Source organism: Shewanella sp. SM95, assembly GCF_025653595.1.
Classification (GTDB): Bacteria; Pseudomonadota; Gammaproteobacteria; order Enterobacterales; family Shewanellaceae; genus Shewanella; species Shewanella oncorhynchi.
This window is the reverse complement of the sequence record NZ_JAKKSE010000004.1, coordinates 101,305-128,193: the sequence shown is the minus strand read 5'-3', so window position 1 is coordinate 128,193 and position 26,889 is coordinate 101,305. Positions and strand designations below refer to the sequence as shown.

The 26,889-nt window shown below is 45.2% G+C and carries 21 protein-coding genes; 11 read left to right on the top strand and 10 right to left on the bottom strand.

Annotated features, from left to right (window positions below; all coding sequences use genetic code 11):
* Positions 1-167: 167 nt before the first annotated feature.
* Together L5M29_RS07415 and L5M29_RS07410 are read right to left on the bottom strand one after the other, a co-directional pair.
* Positions 168-3,326, bottom strand: a complete 3,159-nt coding sequence (locus tag L5M29_RS07415; RefSeq protein ID WP_263167041.1) for an efflux RND transporter permease subunit — start codon at positions 3,324-3,326, stop codon at positions 168-170.
* 13 nt (positions 3,327-3,339) lie between these two features.
* The gene (locus tag L5M29_RS07410) at positions 3,340-4,578 is read right to left on the bottom strand and encodes an efflux RND transporter periplasmic adaptor subunit (RefSeq protein ID WP_173497524.1); all 1,239 of its coding nucleotides are present in this window, start codon (positions 4,576-4,578) and stop codon (positions 3,340-3,342) included.
* A gap of 418 nt (positions 4,579-4,996) precedes the next feature.
* Between L5M29_RS07410 and L5M29_RS07405 the strand changes: the two genes are divergently transcribed.
* Positions 4,997-5,614 (top strand): TetR/AcrR family transcriptional regulator, encoded by a 618-nt coding sequence (locus tag L5M29_RS07405; protein WP_198572928.1) that lies wholly within the window; start codon positions 4,997-4,999, stop codon positions 5,612-5,614.
* A gap of 99 nt (positions 5,615-5,713) precedes the next feature.
* On the opposite strand, the gene L5M29_RS07400 is transcribed toward L5M29_RS07405, so the two are convergent.
* A complete protein-coding gene (locus L5M29_RS07400; protein ID WP_212599308.1) occupies positions 5,714-6,601 on the bottom strand; it encodes a LysR family transcriptional regulator in 888 nt (295 codons plus the stop codon).
* A gap of 90 nt (positions 6,602-6,691) precedes the next feature.
* Between L5M29_RS07400 and L5M29_RS07395 the strand changes: the two genes are divergently transcribed.
* Complete coding sequence (locus L5M29_RS07395) at positions 6,692-7,126, top strand: PACE efflux transporter (protein ID WP_263161960.1); 435 nt, start codon at positions 6,692-6,694, stop codon at positions 7,124-7,126.
* A 594-nt stretch (positions 7,127-7,720) separates the two neighbouring features.
* The gene (locus L5M29_RS07390) at positions 7,721-8,545 is read left to right on the top strand and encodes a substrate-binding periplasmic protein (protein WP_263167039.1); all 825 of its coding nucleotides are present in this window, start codon (positions 7,721-7,723) and stop codon (positions 8,543-8,545) included.
* 28 nt (positions 8,546-8,573) lie between these two features.
* On the opposite strand, the gene L5M29_RS07385 is transcribed toward L5M29_RS07390, so the two are convergent.
* A complete protein-coding gene (locus L5M29_RS07385; RefSeq protein WP_028761417.1) occupies positions 8,574-9,464 on the bottom strand; it encodes a LysR family transcriptional regulator in 891 nt (296 codons plus the stop codon).
* Between the two features lie 140 nt (positions 9,465-9,604).
* Between L5M29_RS07385 and L5M29_RS07380 the strand changes: the two genes are divergently transcribed.
* The gene (locus tag L5M29_RS07380; RefSeq protein WP_263167036.1) at positions 9,605-10,861 is read left to right on the top strand and encodes an adenylosuccinate synthase; all 1,257 of its coding nucleotides are present in this window, start codon (positions 9,605-9,607) and stop codon (positions 10,859-10,861) included.
* Between the two features lie 152 nt (positions 10,862-11,013).
* On the opposite strand, the gene L5M29_RS07375 is transcribed toward L5M29_RS07380, so the two are convergent.
* Entirely contained in the window at positions 11,014-11,994 is a 981-nt protein-coding gene (locus L5M29_RS07375; RefSeq protein ID WP_028761419.1) for a chemotaxis protein, read from the bottom strand.
* Between the two features lie 351 nt (positions 11,995-12,345).
* Here L5M29_RS07375 and L5M29_RS07370 point away from each other — a divergent pair, with 351 nt between their 5' ends.
* Entirely contained in the window at positions 12,346-12,777 is a 432-nt protein-coding gene (locus L5M29_RS07370) for a thioesterase family protein (RefSeq protein ID WP_263167035.1), read from the top strand.
* 206 nt (positions 12,778-12,983) lie between these two features.
* Here L5M29_RS07370 and L5M29_RS07365 read toward each other — a convergent pair whose 3' ends face one another.
* Positions 12,984-14,477, bottom strand: coding sequence for a putative bifunctional diguanylate cyclase/phosphodiesterase (locus tag L5M29_RS07365; RefSeq protein ID WP_263167208.1), 1,494 nt, complete (start codon positions 14,475-14,477; stop codon positions 12,984-12,986).
* Positions 14,478-14,567: 90 nt separating this feature from the next.
* Positions 14,568-15,410 (bottom strand): HDOD domain-containing protein, encoded by an 843-nt coding sequence (locus tag L5M29_RS07360; RefSeq protein ID WP_131523262.1) that lies wholly within the window; start codon positions 15,408-15,410, stop codon positions 14,568-14,570.
* A gap of 328 nt (positions 15,411-15,738) precedes the next feature.
* On the opposite strand from L5M29_RS07360, the gene yegQ reads away from it, so the two are divergent.
* The 3 genes from yegQ (at position 15,739) to L5M29_RS07345 (ending at position 19,773) form a co-directional block, all read left to right on the top strand.
* Positions 15,739-17,106: a tRNA 5-hydroxyuridine modification protein YegQ gene (yegQ, locus tag L5M29_RS07355; protein ID WP_105251727.1), complete on the top strand. Its 1,368-nt coding sequence runs from the start codon at positions 15,739-15,741 to the stop codon at positions 17,104-17,106.
* 4 nt (positions 17,107-17,110) lie between these two features.
* The gene (locus L5M29_RS07350; RefSeq protein ID WP_006082676.1) at positions 17,111-17,362 is read left to right on the top strand and encodes a YfhL family 4Fe-4S dicluster ferredoxin; all 252 of its coding nucleotides are present in this window, start codon (positions 17,111-17,113) and stop codon (positions 17,360-17,362) included.
* A 521-nt stretch (positions 17,363-17,883) separates the two neighbouring features.
* The gene (locus tag L5M29_RS07345; RefSeq protein WP_263167031.1) at positions 17,884-19,773 is read left to right on the top strand and encodes a S8 family peptidase; all 1,890 of its coding nucleotides are present in this window, start codon (positions 17,884-17,886) and stop codon (positions 19,771-19,773) included.
* Between the two features lie 109 nt (positions 19,774-19,882).
* Here the strand turns inward: L5M29_RS07345 and L5M29_RS07340 are convergent, their stop codons facing one another.
* Complete coding sequence (locus tag L5M29_RS07340) at positions 19,883-20,416, bottom strand: SCP2 domain-containing protein (RefSeq protein ID WP_263167029.1); 534 nt, start codon at positions 20,414-20,416, stop codon at positions 19,883-19,885.
* 138 nt (positions 20,417-20,554) lie between these two features.
* Here L5M29_RS07340 and L5M29_RS07335 point away from each other — a divergent pair, with 138 nt between their 5' ends.
* Positions 20,555-21,565, top strand: a complete 1,011-nt coding sequence (locus L5M29_RS07335) for a peptidase U32 family protein (protein ID WP_113939322.1) — start codon at positions 20,555-20,557, stop codon at positions 21,563-21,565.
* A gap of 37 nt (positions 21,566-21,602) precedes the next feature.
* Positions 21,603-22,490 (top strand): U32 family peptidase, encoded by an 888-nt coding sequence (locus L5M29_RS07330; protein ID WP_263167027.1) that lies wholly within the window; start codon positions 21,603-21,605, stop codon positions 22,488-22,490.
* Between the two features lie 36 nt (positions 22,491-22,526).
* On the opposite strand, the gene L5M29_RS07325 is transcribed toward L5M29_RS07330, so the two are convergent.
* Entirely contained in the window at positions 22,527-23,240 is a 714-nt protein-coding gene (locus tag L5M29_RS07325; RefSeq protein ID WP_113939320.1) for a hypothetical protein, read from the bottom strand.
* Between the two features lie 706 nt (positions 23,241-23,946).
* Here L5M29_RS07325 and L5M29_RS07320 point away from each other — a divergent pair.
* Positions 23,947-25,305: a YjiH family protein gene (locus L5M29_RS07320; protein ID WP_173243401.1), complete on the top strand. Its 1,359-nt coding sequence runs from the start codon at positions 23,947-23,949 to the stop codon at positions 25,303-25,305.
* Between the two features lie 1,038 nt (positions 25,306-26,343).
* Here the strand turns inward: L5M29_RS07320 and L5M29_RS07315 are convergent.
* Entirely contained in the window at positions 26,344-26,802 is a 459-nt protein-coding gene (locus L5M29_RS07315; protein ID WP_219235956.1) for a hypothetical protein, read from the bottom strand.
* Between the last annotated feature and the right edge of the window lie 87 nt (positions 26,803-26,889).

Here is a 26,889-nt window from a genome sequence, read left to right as displayed (position 1 = left end):
TTCCTCATTTCTGGTTTTAGTTTTAACCTAGCGAGGAATACCATCACTAAGCATCAATTGACCTAATGTTACTAAAGATAGTCAAATCTAATCGCTCTCGCCGTGAATAAACAAAAAAGGCCTACTCAATGTAGACCTTTCATGTATTTTTCAACTAGAAAACAAGCTTAACCGACGGTTATCTCTTTATGCTCATCGGCTTTTTTACCGCCTCTCTTTGCTAAGGCATAGTAAAACAGCGGCGTTAGGATAAGACCAAATACAGTCACCCCAATCATACCGGCGAATACTGCCACGCCCATGGCTTGGCGCATCTCGGCGCCCGCACCAGTGGAGAACACCATAGGCACTACTCCCATAATAAAGGCGATAGATGTCATCAAGATAGGACGTAAACGTAATCTTGCTGCCTCTAATATCGCCTCCATAGGTGCCATACCATGGTCTTGTTTCTCCTTTGCAAACTCGACAATCAAAATAGCGTTCTTAGTCGCCAGCCCCACCAGCACTATCAGGCCAATTTGGGTGAAGATATTATTATCCCCACCATAAATCAGCACACCACTGAGGGCTGAAAGTAAGGTCATTGGGATGATTAAGATAATCGCCAATGGCAAGCTTAAACTCTCGTACTGGGCGGCTAGCACCATAAACACTAAGATGATCACCAGCGGGAAAACCAAAAGACCCGTATTGCCCGCGAGAATTTGCTGATAGGTCAGCTCGGTCCACTCATAAGTCATACCATTAGGTAAGGTTTCAGCCAAAATTTTCTCAATCGCCGCCTGCGCTTGGCCTGTACTCACTCCGAGCGCTGGACCACCGTTGATTTCAGCGGTAGTGAAACCATTATAGTGCATCACTCTGTCTGGGCCTGAACTTTGGCTGACGTTGATGAACGAACCTAGCGGGATCATGTCACCATTCAGATTCGGCACCTTTAGCTGACTTATCTGTTGCGGACTTTGACGGAACGCCTCGTCGGCTTGCATATTCACCTGATAGGTTCGACCGAAACGATTGAAATCATTGACATAGGTCGAGCCCATATAGGTTTGTAATGTCTGGAAGATTTGATCGAGCGACACTGCCTGCTGTTTCGCTTTAGTCCGATCGATATCCAGTTCAAGTTGTGGCACATTCACTTGATAGCTAGAGAAAACGCCAGCTAACTGAGGATCGGCCCACGCCTTGTACATCACTTGTTGGGTCACCTGATACAAGGCCTCATAACCAAGGTTGGCTCTGTCTTGAATTTGCAGACGGAACCCTCCTATAGTGCCGAGGCCTTGCACAGGTGGCGGCGGGAAGATGGCAATAAACGCGTCTTGAATAGCAACAAATTGCTGATTCAATTGTCCTGCAATGGCATTCGCCGACAGTTCAGGACTGGTACGCGAGTCAAAATCATCGAGCGCGACAAACACCACGCCTGAGTTAGGACTATTGGTAAAACCGTTGATGCTAAGGCCAGGGAAGGCAATCGAGTGCGCGACTCCGGGGTGATTTAGCGCAATCTCGGACATCTTCTTGATCACACTATCCGTACGTTCAAGGGATGCCGCATCGGGCAACTGAGCAAAGGCCACTAAATACTGTTTATCTTGGCCTGGCACATAACCCGTTGGTGTATTGGCAAATTGCACACCCGTTAACGCCACCATGCCTAAATACACTAGACCAATAATGCCGCCAAAACGGATAACCTTACGCACTAACCAGCCATAACCATCGGATGCACGGTTAAATAAGCGATTAAAAGGCACAAATAACCAAGCACCAAACAACTTATCCATTAGACGCGTTAAGCCGTCCTTAGGTGCATCATGGCTCTTGAGTAACAGCGCCGATAATGCAGGACTCAAAGTGAGTGAGTTAATCGCCGAGATGAAGGTCGAGATAGTAATAGTCAAGGCAAACTGTTTATAGAACTGCCCAGTTAAACCGCTCATAAAGGCCGTAGGAATAAACACCGCCGCCAGCACTAAGGTGGTTGCCACAATCGGGCCAGTCACTTCCTTCATCGCCTTTTGCGTTGCCGCAACTGGGCTTAACCCTGCGGCAATATTACGCTCGACGTTTTCCACCACCACGATGGCATCGTCAACCACAATCCCGATGGCGAGCACCAGCCCAAATAGCGACAAGGCGTTTAACGAGAAACCGAGCAAATGCATAAAGGCAAAGGTACCGACCAAAGACACAGGCACGGCCACCAGCGGAATAATCGATGCGCGCCAAGTTTGCAGGAACAGTACCACCACTAACACCACCAGCAACACGGCTTCGAGCAGGGTTTTTACCACAGCTTCAATCGAGCCACGCACGAACACTGTTGGGTCGTAAACGATTTCGTATTCGAGTCCTTCAGGGAATCCTTTAGACAGCTCAGCCATTTTGGCGCGCACATCGTCGGAAATCTGAATCGCATTAGAGCCCGATGCTTGGAATACAGGAATAGCGACCGCATCCTTATTATCGAGTAAAGAGCGCAGCGCATAACTCGTTGCCCCGAGTTCCACCCGCGCGACATCTTTAAGACGGATCACTTCAGCATTCTGACCAACTTTGATGATGATATCTTCAAATTCAGACAGTTCAGTTAAACGGCCTTTCACGTTAATTAAAAGTTGAAAGTCAGCACTGCCACTGGGCTGCGCGCCTAAACTACCCGCTGCTGCCTGTTGGTTTTGCTCGCGCACGGCAGCAATAATGTCTGCGGGTGATAAACCCAGCGCCGAGACTTTATTGGGATCAAGCCAAATTCTCAGGCTGTATTCGCCGGCGCCAAACAAACGTACAGCGCCGACACCGTTTATCCGCGCTAACTCGTCTTTGACGTTTAGCGCCGCATAGTTAGACAGATACAACATGTCGTAACGGTTATCCGGCGATAACAAATGCACCACCATGGTGAGATCCGGCGATGATTTTTCAGTAACAATACCAAGACGTTGTACTTCCTGCGGCAGACGGGGCATAGCGCGATCCACTCGGCTCTGCACTTGGGTTTGCGCCTTATCCACGTCAGTGCCAATCGCAAAAGTGATAGTCAAGGTCATGCGTCCATCGGACGTCGCCTGCGATGACATATATAACATGTCTTCGACGCCGTTAATTTCCTGCTCGAGTGGTGAAGCCACTGTCTCAGCAATCACTTTAGGATTTGCGCCAGGATAATTAGCGGTGACCACTACCGTAGGTGGCACTACCTCTGGATATTCGGTAATAGGCAACTGCCAAACGGCAATCGCCCCCGTGATAAGAAACAGCAATGACAGCACGGCTGCAAATATCGGTCTTTTAATGAAAAATTGCGACAACATAGTGTGTGATTCCTTAACCGCGGCTCGCCGTTTCGACCGCTTGCGCAGTCAAATGCTCTTGGTTTTTATCGAGTATTAACTGGGCTTGGCGTAGCGCCTCGAGCTTGTCGCTGTCGACCATGTCCACTATGTTTGGCTCAATTTGCATCTTAGGACGAACGCGTTGCATACCGTTGACGACGATCTTGTCTTCGGCCATCAAGCCTTGGGTTACAATGCGCAGTCCTTGGACTTTTTCGCCTAAGGTCACACCGCGATATTCGACCGTGCCATCATGACCGACGACCAGCACAAACTTATTATTGAGATCAGTGCCAACCGCTTTATCGTCAATCAAGATCCCCTCATAGGCGCCACTGCCCGCAGTACGAAGACGCGCAAACAAGCCTGGCAATAGGTTATTGTCTTCATTGTTAAAAGTCGCACGAACTCGAATAGTACCCGTCTGCTTATCCATCGCATTATCCACAAAGTCGACCATGCCAATATGGTGATAATCGCGCTCATTGGCTAAAGCCATGTAAACAGGATTATCGCCAGCGCGGGGATCGTTACGTTTGTTCTGCGCAGTTAACTTCACGTATTTAAGGTAGGTTTGCTCGTCCACATCGAAATAGGCATACATGCTGGCGGTAGAGACTAAGCTGGTCAGCACACTCTGCCCTGCGGTGACATAGTTACCCGCAGTGACGTTGGCGTAGGATACTCGGCCATCAATCGGCGCTTGTACTTGGGTATAAGCTAAATCAAGCTCGGCGCGCATGAGTGCTGCTTTCACCGAAGCGACTGCGGCTGCAGTCTGACGTTTATTCGACTCACGGGTATCGAGTAATTCGGCCGAGACCGCCTTTTGGTCAAATAACTTATGTGCCCGTTCAAAGTCATTAGTGGCCAGTTGCTCTGCAGAGAGTGCGCTAGCAAGATCTGCTTTTAACCGGGCCACTTCCACTTCAAACACGCTTGGATCGATGCGAAATAACACCTCGCCTTTTTTCACTAAGGCGCCTTCTTTAAAATTTACTGAGTCGATATAACCCGACACCCGCGGGATAAGGGTGACACTTTCTGGCGCCTGTAAACGACCGGTAAACTCATCCCATTCGGTGACTCGCTCATGCAATACCTGAGCGACATCCACCTTAGGCGCACTCGGTGCAGGTCCCTGCTGCGCTGTTTGCTCACCACAAGCTGAAAGGACGAAAGCAGCCACTGCCGTTAACATCATTATTCGTAAAGGTTTGTTACTCATCATATTACTATCCTCAAAGTGGCGGGCATTTCACGCTGTTCGAACCACACACATGCAGCTGTGTTACAAACCAAACTAATTAAATACCGACTGGTAAAAAATATTCTGTACTGGACGGTAATATATAGCGTAAAATGATGCTGTCAACAAATTTATGTACCGAGCGGTATTTAATTAAAAGTGTGCACTTACCCTAGGCAGGCAATGCGTCCAGAGGCAAAAGGCTACGAGTTTGAACTGCAAAGCATTTTGATGAATATTGAAGCAGACACTGACTAACGCAGATAACATGCTGAACTTAGGTGACACCTTGAATGACTAAGTAGACATATCCCCCTAAGTCCGTCATCGGTGGCAAGTGTGGCTGGACAGGGACTAAACCCATGTCTATCCTAGGGGCAATTGAGAATTGAGGAGCCTAATGATGTCAACCGTCACCCAGACGCCCTGTGTTGGTCGCCCACGAGCTTTTGACACTGACGATGCATTAGCAAAAGCCTTAGAAGTCTTCTGGCTCAAAGGTTTTGAAGGTACATCGTTAACCGATCTCACCCAAGCTATGGGCATTAATAAACCTAGCCTTTATGCCGCTTTCGGTAATAAAGAACAGTTATTTCTCAAAGCGATAGAATTATATGAACAACGCCCCTGTGCGTTTTTCTACCCGGCACTTGAACAAAAAACCGCCTATCAGGTTATCGAGTCAATGCTACTAGGTGCGGCAAGCTCTTTGGTGGATAAAAGCCATCCACAGGGATGTTTGATTGTTCAAGGGGCACTCACCTGTAGTGAAGCAGGACAAGCGATTAAAGATACTTTGATTAATCGTCGCCGTGACGGAGAAATAGCCCTGTGCGAACGACTGCAACGCGCCAAAGATGAAGGTGATTTGCCCGCTGACGCCGATCCCTTGCTGCTTGCCCGTTATATAGGCACTGTATTGCAAGGTATGGCCGTACAAGCGACCAGTGGAATTTGCCCGAATGAACTGCGCAAAGTGGCCGAACTAGTGCTGGCTAACTTTCCGCGTAATAATTAATCCTGATTCACCAATCCTGATCCACAAAAACTAAACCCCAGTATAGTACTCACTTAACTGGGGTTTTATTTATGCTTTGCTTTATTTCTGTCCAACCATTTATTTCTGTCCAACCAAGAGTTCTCTAAACAGTTGTCTGAGTCGTTTCAATAATGGCAGGCTGCTTTTATCTTGATGCTGGATCACATCGACGTTTGCATGCCAGCCTATCTGCTCAAATTCTATGGGGACGCGAGTTAAGTTACCCGATGAAACTAAATTGGACACCATATGCTCGGGCAATAGACACCAACCATGGCCCTGTAATGCGAGCTCCAATAACACGTAATAGTTATCGGCATACCAAACATCAGGACTGAACGCCTGCTGAAAACTACTGGTTTTAGTATTCCGTGAGCGGATGAGTAATTGTCGATACAGTCGCAATGAGTCCATGTTCGGTGCAACTGATTTTGCTAAGGGATGCGAACTCGCCACATAAAGATCGAATTGAATCACCCCAATACTCTCAAAATCTATACTACTTGGCATAGATAATTCACTAAAAATCAATCCTGTAGATGCTCTTCCCGAATGCACCATGTCGATAATATCTATGCTTGAGGCACTGAGAAACTCGAGTTCGATATTAGGGAAATCACCTTCTAACAACCGAATAATTTCAGATATTCTCTGTATCGGAATGCCTTCATCCATCGCAAGGCACACTTCTGAAGATTGACTACTGAAGAGCGATAAGGCGGTATGTTTGAGCCTACGATGTTGAAGAATCGTCGCTCTTGCGTAGGGCAGTAATTTACTACCTTCGGCCGTTAATACCGGATAACGACCCGAACGGTCAAATAACTCAACCCCACAGTCAATTTCAAGATTCATCACATGCTGGCTAATCACGGATTGTGCTTTCTTAAGTTGCCTTGCAGCATTCGAAAATGAACCCGATTCTACGGTTTCCATAAAGGCTTCGAGTTGTTCGAGACTAAACATATCGCTTTTACCGATACTATCTAACTATAACTTATCCCTATACTAGATAAAATTATGGCCATAGTCACATTAAATGAATGGGAAATAGCCATGAAAACGACAGAACGTATCTTTAACGCCTTACTCTTTGAAGCGATTGCACTCGCTATTATTATCCCCTTTTCTGCCCTTATATCAGGCAAGGGAACCAGTGAACTTGTCATAGTTGGTATCGCTTTGAGTCTTTATACCGTGGTATGGAACTACTTCTACAACCTAGGATTCGACAGGGTATTTGGGGCAAATCGAGAGCAACGCACTTTGAAAACCAGAATACTGCATACCTTTGGATTTGAAGGGGGACTTATTTTCATTAGCATACCGACCATCGCCTGGTTTCTACAGATAGGTTGGTTGGCAGCCATGGGCTTAGAGGCGGTTTTTTTGATCTTTTTCTTCTTCTACAGCACCCTATTCCATTGGTGCTATGACAAGTATCAGCCCTACAAGACTTGGTTTACTATGCAAGCCACTAAGGTCAAATAGCGCAGCTAAGATCAACACACATCACCATCAAACGAACCTCACTAAACAATTTAGCGATTCGTTTGATGGCAGCATTGAAACTTATCCATTTCAATTTCTTCTACTTATACCAATCACATTAAATATCTAATCAGTTCAGAGCCTCACAGGCATCTCAATCCAAGGCGCATTGACGCAGAAATGGTTATTCCCTTTTAAGTCAATGCAACACGGGAGTGGGATGCCTGTGAGGCTCCCGAAGGGCGGGTTTTAACGCGCTTTATACTGCGTTCAAGGCTTTCGACAGAGCACCACTATGCCTTCAAGCCTTCGCCTTGTCTAAAGCGCGTTGAACTCCCGCTGAATGAACAGATATTTAGTACGATTGGTATTAGCAAGAAAGCTAAGCCAGTTCATGTGTTACCCAGCGTAAAAATTCCCCTTAAACACAGTACATAAAAATAATAAACCCGCACACAGTAAACTGAGGTTGTTGAAATATCCTATAAACATCACAAAAGGACTAACTATCAGTAATTAATATTCAAATCATTAGTCTAGATATAATTCTTTATGCTATAAAAGCCATATATTAAGCGGGGAGATGGAAGCAAAATGCGTGCAGGGAACAGAATGAGGCTCAGGATGCAGCAGGCATTAAATTTGCCGTCAGCATTGATACTTAGCATCGTTTTATTGCTCATATCCATTATTTGCAACATGGCACTCGCTAAAGAAAGCAATGCAATACCAGCAGAATCGCAACCTCAAGCCATAACCTTAGCCGCAGAAGACAGTTGGCCACCTTTCGCCAATCAGTTTGGTCAAGGTATTTCCCATCGTTTAATCCAAGCCGCATTTAAACAGTCGCATATTGAAGTGAATAGCTTAGTTGTACCCTACTCCCGTGCCTTAATGATGGCGGAAAAAGGTGCAGTTGATGGGGTGTTTAACGTCACCCGCGAGAACAGTACTGAGCAACGCTTCATCTTTGGAAACACCCCATTATTTATCGCCACGGCTTCTTTTTATCAAAAGAAACAAAAACCTATTCTGGCAGACAATAAATGGGCGCTACCTAAAGGCACCGTTATCGGCGTGATTAAAAGCTATGAATATGGCGATGAGTTTCCCGCATTAGTTAAACAGCAACAGCTCAATATCGTCACCGTCGCCAACCAACAACAGCTCATCAATTTATTGTTGATTGGTCGCATAGATGCCGCCTTGATGTTCGACTTAGTCGCGAAGGAAAACCTGAAAAAAATGGGGGTAGATGATGAGATTATTCCTGCATTTGCTAACCACAGCAGCGATATTTTTTTGGCCTTCTCGAAAGGAAATCCGCAAGCACAAACCTTAGCGACCCAACTCGACGCTGGCTTATCACAGCTAAAAGCCACAGGCCAATACGACAAACTGCTCTTAGTCGCTGACTAATCGCCTATTACTACGACCGAATGATAGATTACCGCTGCGAGCGAATGATCTCTTGATTCACCCAATATAACAGCTGCTTAATCGCCTTTGACAGGATCTGATTCTGGCGCACAATATAACCTAAACTCGTTGTAGGGAATTGCGGTAGAGGAGTGACTTTAGTGGTGAGATTCGCCTTAGTGTAAACCGAAAACTCCGGTACGATAGCCACACCAAATCCCGCCTCAGCCCAATCGATTTGCGCGTCAACACTACCGACTTCCATTATTCTGTAATTCGATAAGTTCAGCGACGGCAATGCGGGATCGAGCAATTCGCGGGTTCGCGTATCGTGTCCTAATAAAATCAACGTCGGTTGCTCGGCTAAGGGCGTATCCACAGAGGGTTTTGCCTGCTGCCATTGCTGTAAATTATCTCCGATTGCACACCATTTAATCTGTTGTAGCTCAGTAAAATGCAGTGGCTGGCTTTCCTTCTGCGCAATCACAAACCCTAAATCTGCCTCGGCATTTTTCACCAATTCAGAGGCTTGTGATGAGGTTGTGTTGAGCAGTGAGAAATCTATTCCCGGAAACTCCGCCTTAAAGAGCTGAAACGGCTGGATCAACAATAACCGCGAGATAATATCGCTGGCGGCAATGGTCAAGGTGCCTTGGCTAAGGTCATTAATCGCATTGAGATCCGCCTGACAAATTTGCAGCTCCATTAACGTCTTCTGACTGCTCTCTAACAGGCGAAATCCCGCTTGCGTTAATCGAAAGGGATTACGGTCAATCAACTTGACTCGAGTGCTTTGCTCTAACTGCTTAATATGCAAGCTAACATTGGGCTGCGTCATGTGCAGCGCTGTGGCCGCTTTCCCAAAATGCTTGTATTCAGCTAAAGTCACGAAGGTCTTTAACCAATGGATATCGAGCATAACGTCACCTTTTGCAAAGTATTAGAGTTAATGATAGCCAATGATATATGAAATTCTTATTGGGATGATAACCATAATTAATTTCTCTTATTCAAATGACGGGTCTAGCATAGCGTCTTAATCAATGAGGAGATGTTGTTATGCCGTCGATCGTGGTTGTGGGTGCAAATTGGGGTGATGAAGGCAAAGGCCGCATCGTAGATTATTTAGCCGCGGATGCCGCTGCCAGTATTCGCTTTCAAGGTGGTAACAACGCTGGCCATACCGTCGTAAACGACTATGGCACCTTTAAATTACACCAATTACCGAGTGGCATTTTCAACTCTAACTGCGTTGCAGTTTTAGGCCCTGGCATGGTGATCAGCCCTGAAAAACTCAGTGTAGAAATTGCTGAAGTGCAAGCGGCTGGCATTGAAGTCAAATTATGCATTTCTGACCGTGCTACCTTGTGCTTACCTCTACATGCATTAGAAGATACCTTAGAAGAACAACGTCTTGGCGACCTCGCCTATGGTTCAACCCGTCAAGGGATTGCACCAGCCTATGGCGATCGCGTGATGAAAAAAGGCATTTTAGTCGGCTGGTTAAACCAACCTGAAGTGCTGCAAGAGCGCATTCAATTTATGCTCGACTGGAAATTACCGCAGTTAAAAGCACTTTATCCAAGTTGCGATTTTAATCAAACCGCCGCCGAAATGACCGCATGGTTATTAGAAGTGACGGCACCTTGGCGTCCGTTTATTTGTAACGTGACAGAGCCATTAAAAGCATTACAAAAACAAGATGCGAGCTTACTGTTTGAAGCGCAATTAGGTGCTGGCCGCGACTTAGTCTACGGCGAATATCCTTATACCACATCTTCAAACGTGACTGCGGCTTACGCGGGTATCGGCAGCGGTTTACCAGCTCTGCGTCCAGAGCGCGTAATTGCTGTCGCAAAAGCCTTTAGCTCATCAGTCGGCACAGGTACGTTAGTGACCGCAATGGAAGAGCAAGACGCCTTCCGCGAAAATGCCAACGAGTTTGGTGCAACGACAGGCCGTCCACGTGACATGGGTTACTTCGACGCTGTTGCCACCCGTAATGGTGTTGAGCTACAAGCAGCAACCGAAATTGCCCTGACTAAGATTGATTGTCTTTCTGGCATGAAAGATCTGAAAATCTGTGTTGCCTATGCTGGTGAACACACTGAGAACCCAATTTGGCCACAAACTGCTGCGTTAAGCCCAGTGTATGAGCAAATGCCAAGCTGGAGCGAAGATATTACTGGTTGTCGCACCTTCGAAAGCCTGCCAGTCGCCGCACAACAATATGTTGAACGTATTGAAGACTTAATGGGTGTGCGCGTTAGCATGGTTTCTGTTGGACCAGAGCGCGATCAAATGATCATTCGCTAGTAAACAACGTTTACCCTACAAAAAAGCCATATTCGCCTCGGTGAATATGGCTTTTTACTTTGATATGGTTTGTCATTGAAGAATCACTCAAGACGTTGATAGAGATGACTCGAATACCCCATATTCAAATATCGCCGCTAAGTGAAATAGCATTACTCTTCGAATACGTATTTATCTATCATACCGACCATACGACCAATTTCTGGTTTAGTAATGGTATCGTTAGCACCTAATGCCATCGCCTTTGCGCGGTTATCTTCACTCATTAAAGAGGAAAACATCACAATTGGCATTTGTCGATACGCCTTGGATTCTCTTAAGCGTTTCACCAAATGCATGCCATCCATGCGAGGCATCTCAACATCCGTAATAATGGCGCTGACAAAATCAGAGATAGAAGCATTATCTTGGTCAGCAAGATTCTCAAATTCCATCAGCATTTCAAGGGCATCACCACCATCTTTGGCTGTGATAATGTTGTAACCTGCGCTGCGAAGGGTATTTTCGATCATCTTACGAATAAAAGCGGAATCATCGACAATTAAAATCGTTTTCGCTTCACGTTTCGCCAGCATTTTATCATTGATCAGTACACTTCTATCGAGCGTGACATCGTACTTATCCATACTCAGTTCAGGATTAATGTCAGCAATAATTTTCTCAAAATCCAATATCATAATGAGCATGCCATCACGGCGCACTACAGCAACGACACAATCATTTTCACCCGCTTCTAAAAATTGACTCGGCGATTCAACTTGCTCCCACGACACTCTATGGATGCTACGAACACTATCGATTAAAAATCCATTAATCATCTTATTAAAATCAGTCACTATGACCACTTTGTGGGTTAAATCCTCAGGTGTCGATATTCCGAGCCAACCGGCAAGATCGACCAAAGGGATCAACTTTTCTCGCAGCGAGAACACCCCAACCATGTGCCGCTGGGCATTGGGATAATCTGACGTTTCTGGCACCCTAATGACTTCTCTCACTTTGGCGACATTAATACCGTAATGGCACACTTTATGGCCACCATTGGGAAGTGTCTTATGTAGATGAAACTCAATAATTTCGAGTTCATTTGTGCCACTCTCTGTCAATATTTCTGATTTTTTAATTTCGCTCATATAAAGCTCTCAACCTAGCAAATCAACGTAAGAAAGGGATTGCAGTTATCAGTATAGGAAGGGATTAATGAATTAGGCACGATAGTGTGATTTTACTGCCTGATTAGCGTGATATTTTTGGGTAACAAGCATTTTATCTATAAGCAGAAAAACGTCACATAATCGAATCTAATAACTATTTCAGTCGTCACATTGTCAATCATGTCCAGATTAAGCATCGCCGTTGCCGACCTAAAGTAGCCTGCACATTTCCCTTAACAGCGCTTTTGTCTCTCCGCATTAGAGGTTTTGTTTTAAGAGATAAGCCGCTAGACTATTGCGCAATAAAACTATCTAGCATAGCCGTAGCCCATGCCGCAATTTAGCCCGACCTTTTATTTCCCAGTGCAAATCTACTATGAAGATACTGATTTTTCTGGCGTGGTGTATCACCCCAACTTTTTGAAATACTTCGAACGCGCCCGTGAGCATGTGATTGGTGCTGAGCGTTTAAGTGCATTATGGCAACAAAACCAACTGGGTTTTGCTGTGTATCGTAGCGATATGTTGTGCCATGAGGGGGTGGAATTTGCCGATATTATCGATGTTCGCACTAAGTTTTACTTTGAGAGTAAGTACCGCACTGTGTGGCAGCAGGAGATTTGGCGCCCGCAGGGCAAAAAGCCTGCTGTTACGGCAACCATTGAAATGGTGTGTATGAATCAAGCCCGTCAATTAGCGCCTATGCCGGCAGAGTTAATCACCGTCTTAAGTCAGGGTTTCACATCAAGCGAACAAAGATAATACTCTTACATACAAGTACGCGCGATTTCCTGAGCTTATTTTGACATAAGCAAAGGCAACAAAAATCACTCAAAGAAGTACAACTCAAATAGCGATAACTGGACAGTATTAAGGCGCGGCTGTAAGCCTTAATACTCTTGATTTGACGAGCATTTGATTTAACGAGCATTTGATTTAACGAGCGCTTACTTTAATGAGCACAAGGTTTAGATTGTATTATGTAGTTGGGCCCAGTTCATTTCGAGTTCGGCGGCACTCATGGGCTTCGCGTAATACATACCTTGTATAGTATCAACCCCCATAGCCACTAACCTATCTCTAATCTCAAGCGTTTCAATTCCTTCAACAGTTACCTCGTAACCGAGTTTTTTGGCAATATTAATACTGGCTTCGAGGATGTATTCCGACGGTTTATCCTGCTCTAGATCCTTTAAAAAGGCTTTATCGATTTTGACTTCATTAACGGGTAAATGCTTTAAATAAGCTAAGGAAGAATGACCTGTACCAAAATCATCAATTGCAAGCCTAACCCCTAAGGCACGTATCTTTCCTAACGTCTCGACCGCCTTAGTTAAATCGGCCATTAAAGTGCTTTCAGTAATTTCGATCATCAAGGATTCGGGAGGGAGCTGGTAATAGGCTAATCTTGCAGCAATTTCTTGGGGTAAGGTTTCACTGTCAAGGTCCCGTGTCGACAGGTTAACTGCAACACACAATTGTATCCCCGCCGCGCGCCATTTTGCCTGCTGTGCTAAAACCTGATCGAGTGCCCATTGGCTGACTAAATCAATCATGCCAGCATATTCAGCCAAGGGAATAAATTCTCCAGGAGAAATAATCCCGAGTTCGTCATGCTCCCAACGCATCAAGGCTTCAACCTGAAAACATCGACCCGTGGCAATATCCTGTTTAGCTTGATACACCATATATACTTGATTACGTTGCAAACCTTTAGGCAAACTATCGATAATTTTCAGTTCCCTTAACTGACGAATATCATCATTTTGGGCATAGTAAGCAATCGCACTACGAGAATGGCGGGCTTTCTTCAGCGCCAAATCGACTCGACGTAGCATCTGACTCGTGTCGGCGTGGTGTTCTTGTAAATGCAGACAACCGATTTGAAGCTTAACGCTGACTGGCGTGTTCTTAATGTTAAAAGGCACTTGCAACCGCCCTCTTAGGTGGACTAATTGCTCCTCAGTCAACGCTTGCTCGTAATACAAACAAAATTCATCACCATTGAGGCGTGCGATTAATCTCGGGGATAAACTTAAGCTGTTTAAGCGTTCGGCAAATTGCTTCAGCAGGATATCGCCAAATACAAAACCAAAGAGATCATTCACATAGCGAAATCGATAAATATCAATTAGCACTAATGTCCCTTGAGTCAGCGGCATCATGCCGGTAAGAGTACGTTTCAAGCCGACACGATTAACAAGTCCTGTTAGCTTATCCTTACCCACACTTGCCGGTAACGCCTTCAATAATTCATTTAAAGTATGGTAGAGAGGAGCAAACGCTTGGGGGACAATGCCAATGTCTAAAGCTTGGCGTTCAACCTTTTGCTGCTCTAGCTGGGTACAAAGCTGTGCTAAGAATTTTTGCTGCGACCGTAAAGATCTGTATTTTGCCTGCAGGATATACAATGAAAATATCAATAAAGCGAGAGAAGCGACAACTAACCCGATTACGAACATACCTTGGCCTCTGCCATACCACGTAAGCTTTTTCTCAAATGACACGATAAAAGATATCAGCGCCATTTGAATTCCATTTAGGCCTAACGATTATTGGTAACTTTCTCTAATTGAATGGAATTTATCCATAAACTCATCACTGGCTAAATCATCGGTCGTCACAGGTAATCCACGGGCGACAAACACACCGAGACGTTGCTCTAGTTCAGTGCCCGCTCGCAATTCACCAGTATAAAAGGCCGCTGCACGGATAAAGTCGAGATAGGTGACATGATCGGGTAGATAAGGTAAATCAGCCCAACGCTCAACCACTTCCATCACTTCGGTAGAGAAATCCCAACTTTTCAAAACCGCACGACCCAAAGGCCCTTGCATTTTACGTACGAGCGCGCGTAATTGATCAATGCTAGTGAATAAATGGGGATGCGCCTCCGCTTCTGTTAATACAGGTAAGGCGCCAATGTTATGCACGAGTCCAGCTAAGGTTAAGGTATCAAAATTTAACCGACTGGTTGAATGACGCTTATTGTACATCTGCAGCATGGCACAAGACGCAGCGGTTACATCGATTGAGGTACGCCACACTTCGTCCATGACTTCCCACACCATTTCATTGGTGGAAATGAACAATTGCTCCATCGCCACCGAAGTGGCGATGCTTTTAATCTGGATTAACCCAATACGAGAAACCGCACTATTAATGCTTTCAGCGGGGACGCCTCGGCTATATAACGCGCTGTTAGCGACCTTAATAATACGCGCAGAAATCGCAGCATCTTGACCGATCACTTCCGCCACTTGTTTAAGGCTCGCATCGGAGCGTCCGACCACTTCTTGCACCCGCATCGCCACTTCAGGCAAGGTCGGTAGCACTAAGGCATCATCTTTTAGTTTTTTTAATAAACTGACTAACAGTAGATGTTCGGTAGACATCTTAACTCCCATCAATCTGTAAACATCAACATTGGATTGTTGGAGTATATCAGTTGGCTGTCATTAGATGCCTAGAAAAAACAGCAGACGTTAATAATTTGTATGATTGCGTTATCAATTTTGCCTTACTTCTCTGTCTTGATCATCGACCTCAATCATCACTCAAGTTGAAATATTCCGCTCCAGTTGATCTAAGCCAAACTCACTATATTCGTAAAATGTGAAGTACTGCTAAAGTTAACTAAGCCAATTTGCATACCCCTACTTTCATTGTGTAAAATGCCGCCCCCGCGCACCGCGTCATTTATTAACCCATTTGAGAGTGATTATGTTTAAACCTGAGCTGCTGTCTCCAGCTGGAACCTTAAAGAACATGCGCTACGCCTTTGCCTATGGTGCAGATGCCGTGTATGCCGGTCAGCCAAGATATAGTCTAAGGGTACGTAACAATGACTTTAAAATGGAAAACCTTGCCACTGGGATTGAAGAAGCCCATGCACTCGGTAAAAAGCTGTATGTGGTGAGCAATATCGCGCCCCACAATGCCAAGCTAAAAACCTATATCAAAGACATGGAACCCGTAGTGGCGATGAAGCCTGACGCACTGATCATGTCCGATCCCGGTTTAATCATGATGGTGCGTGAAGCGTTTCCTGATCAAGTGGTGCATTTATCCGTGCAAGCGAATGCCATCAACTGGGCCTCGGTAAAGTTTTGGCAAACCCAAGGCATCAAACGCGTGATCCTGTCACGCGAATTGTCCTTAGATGAAATCGAAGAAATTCGTCAGCGCTGCCCCGATATCGAACTTGAAGTGTTTGTGCATGGTGCCCTGTGTATGGCGTATTCAGGCCGTTGTTTACTCTCGGGTTATATCAACAAACGCGATCCTAACCAAGGCACCTGCACTAATGCTTGTCGCTGGAAATACGATGTACACGAAGCGCAGCAAAATGACAGCGGTGACATCATTGCCATGCCAAATGCGGTGCAAATTGAAACGCCAACGACCTTAGGCGCAGGCGCCCCCACAGATCAAATTTACCTACTACAGGAAGCCAATCGCCCCGGCGAATACATGCCCGCCTTCGAAGATGAGCACGGCACTTATATCATGAACTCTAAAGACTTACGGGCCATTCAGCACGTTGAGCGCCTGACTAAAATGGGCATAGACTCGCTCAAAATTGAAGGCCGCACTAAGTCCTTCTATTACGTTGCCCGTACAGCACAACTGTATCGCCGCGCGATTGAAGATGCTTCATCGGGTAAAGATTTCGACCGCAGTCTAATGAATCAATTAGAAGGCCTAGCCCACCGTGGTTATACCGAAGGCTTTTTACGTCGCCATGTGCATGATGAATATCAAAATTATGACTATGGCTACTCAGTTAGTGACACCCAACAATTTGTAGGTGAACTGACGGGAAAACGTAATCTTGCAGGATTGGCCGAAATTGAAGTAAAAAACAAGTTCTCCGTTGGCGACAGTGTTGAACTGATGACGCCGCAGGGCAATATCAGTTTGACGATTGAACAACTCGAAAATCGCAAAGCTGAAGCGGTTGAAGCCGGTTTAGGTTCGGGGCACACTGTGTATCTACCCGTGCCGAAAGAAGTCGATTTGAGCCACGGTATTTTGCTGCGTAACTTGCCCCAAGGTCAGGATACTCGCAACCCACATGAACTAGGTTAAGATCATGGCACTACTGATCGACGATAGCTGCATCAATTGCGACATGTGTGAACCTGAATGTCCTAATCAGGCCATCACTATGGGCGAAGAGATCTATGAAATCGATCCAGACCGTTGCACCGAATGTGTGGGTCACTACGACAAACCGACTTGCGTGTCTGTCTGCCCCATTGATTGCATCGACCCAGATCCAAACCGTGTCGAATCTAACGACGAATTGTTAGTGAAATTTGCCGTGTTAACGCAAAAAGCTTAATCACGTCACCTGACCGAGTGGTTATAATGCCTCTCGGTCAAATCTACCCTAATACCTGCCATAACCTGCGCAAAACAACCCGCATAAAAAATCACAATAAAGATGCATTTAACGGTATGAGGAACCTTTAAATCGCTTAAATCCAAGCCTTTATTTCAGCATTAGTCAAAACACTACTTTAGACTGACTTCTTTTCAGCGGTGAATGTCAAAAAAGTAGCAGACGGAATTTATCGCTACTGCACGGTTTGTGATTCGGACAAAATGTCGCTTGATAAATCACCACTTTTACAAACTCGGTTGTTTTAATAGATTAATAGTTATTATTTTGACGCTTATTTGTACACCTCACTCTTTAGCTAAGTAAAAAGTCACTTGCGGTCAAATTGTAAATCAAGTGTTACATTTTAACCTTATAAATTAGGTATACCTTAATCATCAAACTGGGCAGGTTGAAAATACCTTCTACATTGAATTATGTCTCGAAGTCCGTGGAGACATAAAAAGAAAATGGAGTTCAACATGCATAAGAAACATTTAATTGCAGTCGCGGTCGCAACTGGACTTGCTTACTTCCCTGTTAACGCTAATGAATACCAAGCGAATATGGTAAGTGTCCCACAATCTAAAGCCATCAAAGATACTTACATTGTTGTATTCAATACCCCAAGCGTTCTTAATCTAAGTAATAACAACACCATAGCTGAATTCGCGACGAAACAAGCCGAGAGTTTAGTCAACCAATATGATGTCACTGTGATGAAAAACTTTGGCAATGTGCTCAATGGTGTACTCATCAAGGCCAGCGCCCAACAGATTAAAGCACTGCGTAAAGATTCAAATGTGAAATACATAGAACAAGATCAAATCATGTCAGTAACGCCTATGGTTGAAGCCAATGCCAATCAACCGAGTCCGACCTGGGGCATAGACAGAATCGATCAACGAAACTTGCCATTGGATAGTAACTATCACACGGATTTCGACGGCTCTGGTGTAACCGCCTTTGTGATCGATACTGGCGTGCTTAATACTCACAATGAGTTTGGTGGTCGCGCCAGCAGTGGCTATGATTTTGTGGATAATGATTACGATGCGACTGACTGCAATGGCCATGGTACCCATGTGGCAGGAACTGTTGGTGGCGCTACCTACGGTGTGGCTAAAAACGTCAATCTTGTGGGCGTCAGAGTACTCAACTGTTCAGGTTCAGGTAGTAACTCTGGCGTGATTGCAGGGATAAACTGGGTGAAAAACAATGCTTCCGGCCCCGCCGTCGCAAACATGAGTTTAGGAGGCGGCGCCTCCCAAGCAACTGATGATGCAGTCAATGCCGCAGTTGCCGCAGGGGTCACTTTCGTAGTGGCGGCGGGTAACGACAACAGCAGCGCCTGTAACTACTCACCCGCCCGTGCGGTAAACGCCATCACAGTTGGTTCAACCACCAGTAACGATTCCCGCTCGAGTTTTTCTAACTTCGGGACTTGCCTTGATATCTATGCGCCTGGTTCGAGCATTACGTCCGCTTGGTATAACTCGAATTCAGCGACTAATACCATAAGTGGTACCTCAATGGCAGCCCCACATGTGGCAGGCGTTGCCGCATTATACTTAGATGAAAATCCAAATCTCTCTCCCGCACAGGTGACAAACTTACTCACGACGCGCGCCACGTCAAATAAAGTTACAGACGCGAAAACAGGTTCACCCAATAAATTACTCTTTTCACTCGCAGGCGATGATGGTGGCTGTGGCAATAATTGCCCCGTCGATGAAACACCGCTGCAAAATAATGTGGGTGTCGCAATCAGTGGTGCCACAGGTTCTGCGACGTATTACTACATCGATGTCCCAGTCAATGCGGCAAGTTTAGGGATCAATCTAGCGGGTGGTTCTGGTGATGCGGATATTTATGTCAGCCAAGGGCAAAAACCGACGACAACAAGCTACCAATGTCGCCCCTATCAAAATGGCAACAACGAGAGCTGTAATTTCACCACACCTACGGCGGGTCGGTGGTATGTGATGGTGCAAGGCTATAATAATTACGCCAATGCCCAACTGACAGCCAGCTATAACCTGAATGGTGGCGGAAGCTGCACCGATGCAAACTGCTTAACCAATCGCGTACCTGTCACGAATTTAAGCGGGGCAACGGCAACAGAGAAACTGTATAAGATAGTGGTTCCAGCCAATAGCCAACTCAACATTGCCACCAGTGGCGGAACTGGAGATGTAGACCTGTATGTCAAAGCAGGCACTACCCCAACGACCACCAGCTATGATTGCCGTCCCTATAAAAATGGGAACAATGAAAGCTGTTCGATTACCGTGACTCAAGCGGGAACTTACCATGTAATGTTACGCGCTTATTCGAGCTACTCGGGACTACAACTGAGTGCAAGCTACTAACTCATTGACCAAACCATATAATAAAGTTTAAATAAAAATAAGCCCACTAAGATAACAACTTAGCGGGCTTCTTTATGGAATTAGCAGTGTGTAGTCTCACTAAATAACGTTAAAAACTTGGGGATTTGGCGAGAATAATTGTCGGTTTCGCTTCAATTTGCAGACGCTCAATCACAGCGGCAACCTTTTCAACACTAAGACGAATTGGGGCTGGCATACTGGCAAATTCGATACTTAACAGCAGGTTTTTCACTTCGAGTCCTAATTCAGTATCACCTTGAATACTCAGCTTGCGCTGGAAAAATAGCGTGTCGGGATCTTCCTTCGCCGCCGCCACTAACACTAGCTCAGCAGAGTTGGCACTAAAGGTCACCTGCGCATCGGTGAGCTCTCTGACTTGCCATTTTCCATTAAAACTGACTTCGAAGGCTAAGTTTATATCTTCCACTCGAATCGCGACCCATTTATCCGTCAAAAATCCAAGCTCATCGTCAGCAGCTTGCTCGGCAAGTAAGAGTTCAAGCAATTGGCTGATGGCTTTTGCTTTGAGGCTAAACGGCATCTTAGCAAGGGGAAAGCCGATGGCTTTTGGGGTGAACTCTAAAAGTTGCTGAGCAAATTTTGCGAAAAAAACAGCGGACATAGCGGGAACCCTACAAGAATAAAACATGATATATCCCAGTTTATCGGGATTTTATGATCTTAAACCTGTTTTAAATCAATTCATCGCCATTCAATCTTACCTACACTCAGCGGCTATCATTTTATCGGGAGCATCACTATGGAGCTGTTGTGTCCAGCAGGAAATCTGGCCTCGCTAAAGTCGGCATTACATGCCGGAGCCGACGCTGTGTATCTAGGGTTAAAAGACGACACCAACGCGCGCTCGTTTGCAGGATTAAACTTCACCCCCGCAAAATTGCAAGAAGCCACTGAGTTGACGCAAAAGCACGGCAAAAAAATCTTTTTAACCTTAAATACTTTTCCAAAGCCCGGTGAAGAGCATCGTTGGTATCAGGCTATCGATTTAGCGGCAAAACTGGGTATGGATGCATTAATTGTCGCCGATCTTTCTTTACTCGATTATGCCCATAGGCACTATCCAAACCTGCCACTGCATTTATCGGTGCAGGCCAGTGCAACCAATCTGGGTGCGCTGAGCTTTTATAAGGAAGCCTTTAACATCGCCCGAGTAGTATTGCCACGGGTGTTATCCATGAAACAAGTACGGGATCTTGCTAAAGTCAGCCCAGTGGATTTGGAAGTATTCGCCTTTGGTAGTCTGTGCATTATGGCCGAAGGGCGTTGCCAGCTGTCATCCTATGTAACGGGCCAATCGCCCAACACAGGTGGATCTTGTTCACCAGCAAAACACGTACGCTGGCAAGAAGAAGGGCAGAACAGATTAACCCGGCTCAACGATGTGTTAATTGATAAATCGGCCCTCGACGAACAAATGGGTTATCCCGTGGTATGCAAAGGCCGTTACATCACAGCAGATCAAGATTCGCCGCAATATTTACTCGAATCACCAACCAGTTTGAATACCTTAAGCTTACTTCCAGAGCTAGCCAAGGCGGGCATAGTGTCGCTGAAAATCGAAGGACGTCAACGCAGCCCCGCCTATGTTGAACAAGTCACTCGAGTATGGCGTCAAGCCATAGACACCTATCTAAATAATCCAGCGCTGTACTCACAAAGCCAAAATCAACCCCATTGGGAACAAGCCCTAGCGAAAGTATCCGAGGGTCAGATCACTACGCTTGGCGCCTACGAGCGCGATTGGCAATAAAAGGTAAATAGAGAGCAAGATTGACAAAGGACACCTTATGAAGATTTCCCTAGGACCACTGTTATATTGCTGGCAGAAACAGCAAGTCGCTGACTTTTACCAGCAAGTCGCCGCCAGTCAAATTCCCTTAGTGTATTTAGGTGAGGCGGTTTGTAGCCGCAGACGCGAACTCAAGTGGGGCGATTATCTGGAGCTGGCGCAAATGCTCAAGCAGGCGGGTAAAGAAGTCGTGCTTTCGACGCTGGCCTTAATCGAAGCGCCATCTGAATATACTGAGCTCAAACGCCAGGTCGATAACGGTGAGTTTATCGTCGAAGCAAACGATATGGCGGCAGTGTATCTTGCCAAAGAGCGTAAGTTACCCTTTGTCTGCGGCGCGAGTATCAATAACTACAATCGTGCTAGTTTAGACATTTTGCAGCGGTTTGGAATGCAAAGATTTGTCATGCCAGTGGAGCTATCTAAGGCTTGGTTACAACAAGTAATTCAAGAGCAGCCATCATTTGAGGTGGAAGTGCTCGGCCACGGCTATTTACCACTCGCCCATTCGGCGCGCTGCTTTACCGCTAGGCACAAACAGCTCACGAAAGATCATTGCGAAACGGTATGCCGTGAATACAGTAAAGGACTACTCGCGCAAACCCAAGAGCAGCAACCTTTACTCAGGCTCAATGGAATTCAAACCCAATCCGCTAGCTGTTTAGATTTACGCAGTGAAATAGCGGCAATGACACAAATAGGGGTCGATGTGTTTCGAGTATCACCCAGTAGTCTTGACTGCATCACTAAAGCCAATACTTTGGTCGATACGATTCAAGCGACTAAAAATGTTCAGGATTTTTCGATGAATAGCAATCTTGGTATAACCCAGTGCAACGGTTATTGGTTTGGTGAAGCGGGCCTTGCTGTGCATGTGAATCCATAGCCTAGAGCTGAAGATAAGTCTAAATTCAAAGATAACTCAGCCAATGATTTTGGGATCTTGGCTGAAGTTTAACTGGCTAAAAAGCAGCACACTTGTCCAGCACAATAAACTTCCCAGTCCAATCCATTCTAGTAGGGCTGGCCACCACAAAGTAGGACGCGGCAGTTGCAATACCATCTCCTGATAAAACGGTCTATCGCCTTCGGTCAAACCTAAATTGAGCTGTGGCGCATACAGAAACGTCAACATGCTACATAAGACTATTAACGCCAACAACCCAGTCCAACGGCCAAAGTTAGACTTGCCGAAACAGACCAAGGCTAAATAGAAGATCGCACTCAAACTCCCCAGATAGAAAAACCATTTCAGCCCAAGAACATGCAAGTGATACACGTTCACCGGAAATAATCCCACGCTCGCTAAAGCCAGAAAAGTGAGAGCCAAACTGATAAAGAAAGGATATCCCCAGCAAGAAGTTACCTGCTGCAAAGAAGACAAACAATAGAAAACGAGGCTTAAACTGCCAAAAAACAATCCACCGTTGAGAATGACAGCGAAAGACGAATGACCATAAGTCCCTAATTCACTTAGGGTATGATTCAAAAAATTGAAGCGATGGAATTCAGAATCATCGAACCCCAAAACAGTAATGACAATGCCAATTAAAAGCCCAAAGATCCCCAAAAAACCAAACTTAATGGCCAGTGTTGAGCCGCCTTTAATCGTAACCTTCTGTACTTTTGCGATCATGAATACTAGAGCTGGATGGGAGTAATACTAACTTACATGGAAATGAGAAGATTTAAAGCGGCGGGTATCCGCTTTATGAATAATATTTTTACTTTCATCGTTATTTGCGACTTTTTAGTCAATCACAAAAACATCAAGATAATGGAGAAGGTCACTTTTAGAGATAAGTCGATTTAAAGGCTTATCGCATAAAAATGTGTCCTAGTGCCCAAGACTCCTTAACATTACCGCGATATGCACAACAGGTTCTCGTCAACGCTATATAGCCAGAGTTATCTCTATTGCACTTTCAAATCGAACAGAAAACCAGCCAACATGGCGATAGGGCTAAAGTTGCTGATGTTTTTTTGTGCAGAAATAACATCTAGATAGTTTCACACACATCAGTAAACAAGTAATTAACCAGTCGTTAACCCTTCTAGGGTAAGTGATGGTAAAGCTATGTTTAATAATGCTTTTACAGTAATGTAAGCCAATATAGCCACTCTTAATTTATCGACAACTAAAGTAAAATAACTATGCTGTTTTGCTGCTTATATCAAACTAACTAGCGAATCGTTTTACATAGAGAAGCTAAGCGAGTAATCTTCCCCATTCTCGTTTTTGAGTTGAATTTAAATGCACCTTAATTAGCGTCGACAGCTTGTTACGTGCGGCTATTTATTCAAATTTACCATGTACGACTCGTACTTTAAGGTGTACAACATTGGCTACTGAAAATAAAAACCGAAACATTAAGACGATACTCACCTTTATCGTCCCTTCGCTGATTGGTCTGTTGTTATTTATGACCCCTATCAGCTACAACGATGCGATCACAATTCCTATCGCTATCATATCTAAAGCACTGCAAGGTGCATTGAGCGGTGTGCTAACCCTCATAGTGACTATTATTGTTGTGACTACGGCGCTGGCCTCTTTACTGTCAAAAGTGTTTAAGCCCACATTCGTTACGCAAAATCACTTCCTTAATGGTTTATTGAATGTCAGCCCTATGTGGTTGACAACTCGGATCTTAGGTGCAGTGTTTATCGTACTGACTTACTTAGGTTTAGGTCCAGAGATCATCAACTCCTCGAGCACTGGCGCATTAGTCTTAAACGACTTATTACCTGTGTTGTTCTCGGTATTTATCTTTGCGGGTATGTTACTGCCGCTGCTGCTGAACTTCGGCCTACTCGAGCTCTTTGGCACACTCTTAACGAAAGTCATGCGTCCCGTGTTCAATCTACCGGGTCGTAGCGCTATCGATTGTATGGCCTCATGGTTAGGTGATGGCAGTGTCGGCATTTTGCTGACCAGCAAACAATACGAAGCCCGTTTTTATACCCAGAGAGAAGCCGCAGTTATTGGTACAACCTTCTCGGCGGTATCGATTACCTTCAGCTTAGTGGTGATTTCACAAGTTAAGTTAGAGCATATGTTTGTGCCCTTTTATTTGACTGTGTGCCTCGCGGGTTTTGCCGCCGCTGTGATTGTGCCTAAGTTGCCACCATTATCGTGGAAGAAAGACAACTACATAGATGACACACCACGCATGCCAGATGATGAGCTAATCCCAGCTGGACATGGCGCCTTATCTTGGGGCTTTGATAAAGCCTTAGAAAAAGCCGCCAGTGCCGGTGGCATAAAAGCGGTCTTAAATGAAGGTATTAAAAACGTTGTCGATATGGTGTTTGGTATTATTCCTGTGGTAATGGCCATTGGTACGCTGGCACTGATTATTGCCGAGCACACGCCCATATTTAACTATTTGGGTATGCCGTTTATTCCATTACTCGAATTACTGCATATTCCAGAAGCCACTGAAGCCTCTAAAACAATCGTGGTCGGTTTTGCGGATATGTTTATTCCGTCAATCCTTGCCAGCTCAATTGAATCAGATATGACCCGCTTTGTAATTGCAGCCTTGTCTGTGACTCAGTTGATCTATATGAGTGAAGTCGGTGCACTGCTTATCGGCAGTAAAATTCCCGTCAACTTCGTTGAGCTTTTCGTGGTGTTTATTCTACGCACCTTAGTGACACTGCCTGTTATCGCAGGTGTAGCGCATTTATTGTTCTAAAAGCTAACGGCAACAATAGCTCAGCTAAAAGGGGAGTCAGATTAACTGGCTCCCCTTTTTTGTAGTAACTCATACACAAACTGACCGTTTTGATTATATCGTGTTACTTAATCGTACAACCTCCACTCGTAACCACACAACTCACTTTTGGACACTTAAAAGCTGGATCTGATGGATGGATGAGTCATGGCATTTGCTCGGCAACACGCAATAGTCCATCCGTGGATGTTCGACCGCCCCGTCTGATATGAAAAGATTCACAAATGCCGCGATGGCATGGACGCCAAAGAACGGCCATAGGGCGAACGGTCGTCTCGCTAATCACCATGGTTCCACCTTTCGTGCATTCGCGTAATCTGTAGATTTAAAGACATACGCAACATACTTTTGGACCGGTATGTGTTGGAGACTAATGTTTTGGACCAGTAATTTTAGTTGTTAGCAGTTTAGCGTTTGCTGATATTCACTCTCACAGGCTTGCCATGGCATTCGCTCGTCGACTCGCAGCCAGTCCGTCCTTGGATGCTCGACCGCCCCGTCCATGGGGCGGACGGTCGTCTCGCCAATCACCATGGCTCACCTTTTGGGCAATAGTGTAACCAGTCTGTATGAAGGAGATACCCAGCACGCTTTGGGACAAAAGTGCACGAATAGTACGATTGAGTGACTTATAACTTAAGCTGTAGGGAACTTAATGCATAGGCCCCGACTTATAGGTTTGCCATACCATTTGCTCGTCGACTCGCAGCAAGTCCGTCCTTGGATGCTCGACCGCCCCGTCCATGGGGCGGACGGTCGTCTCGCAAATCACCACGGCTCACCTTTTTGGCATTAGTGGAACATGCGGGTTTGAAGGAGATACCCAGCACGCTTTGGGACAAATGCGTGTTAGATTCCCAACTCTAATTTTTGAGTTTCGGATTAAGATTTCTATGGGTAACGCCGCGTTAAGCGGACTAAAACTGTGGGTTATAACGTGTAGCGAAGCGAAACGTAACTCACTGTTTTAGTTCTATTTAAACGCCTTGCTATGCGTATTTACACTTTTGCTCGAACTACGGTTTGGCTTGTAATTCGATTGTTTATTTTTTGTTTCCAAGCAAGTTGTTTCTCTGACAATTTTCGTTTGTTTTTTGTGTCCATAAGAAAGCTATATTCATTTTCAAATATATAACCTAGTTTATAAGCATGGATTATTAGATCTTCATTTGCGTTAGCTGAGTCATTTTTAGCTATTCGTTTTAGACCAGCAAATAAGTTACCAGTATCAATGCCAATAAATTTGTTAATACAAACATTACCAACGTAAGTCTTTTGATTGTTGAGTTGGTTTTCAATATAACAAAGCTCTTTAATCGATTGCCCACAGGGACAATTATCCCAGTCTTCATTTATTTCAACACCAACAAGTTTCCACTCGTTTTTTGCATGATGAAAGTCAGTTGAATTGGACAAAGGCAATATATGCTCTTTTAACTTCTCAAAATTATGTTCCATGTAGAAGACTCCTCATCAGTACGCATAACGCCGCCAGCAGGGGCAGACAAAGCGCGTCGCGGTTTGGCAGTCCCTCTGGCAGGCCTT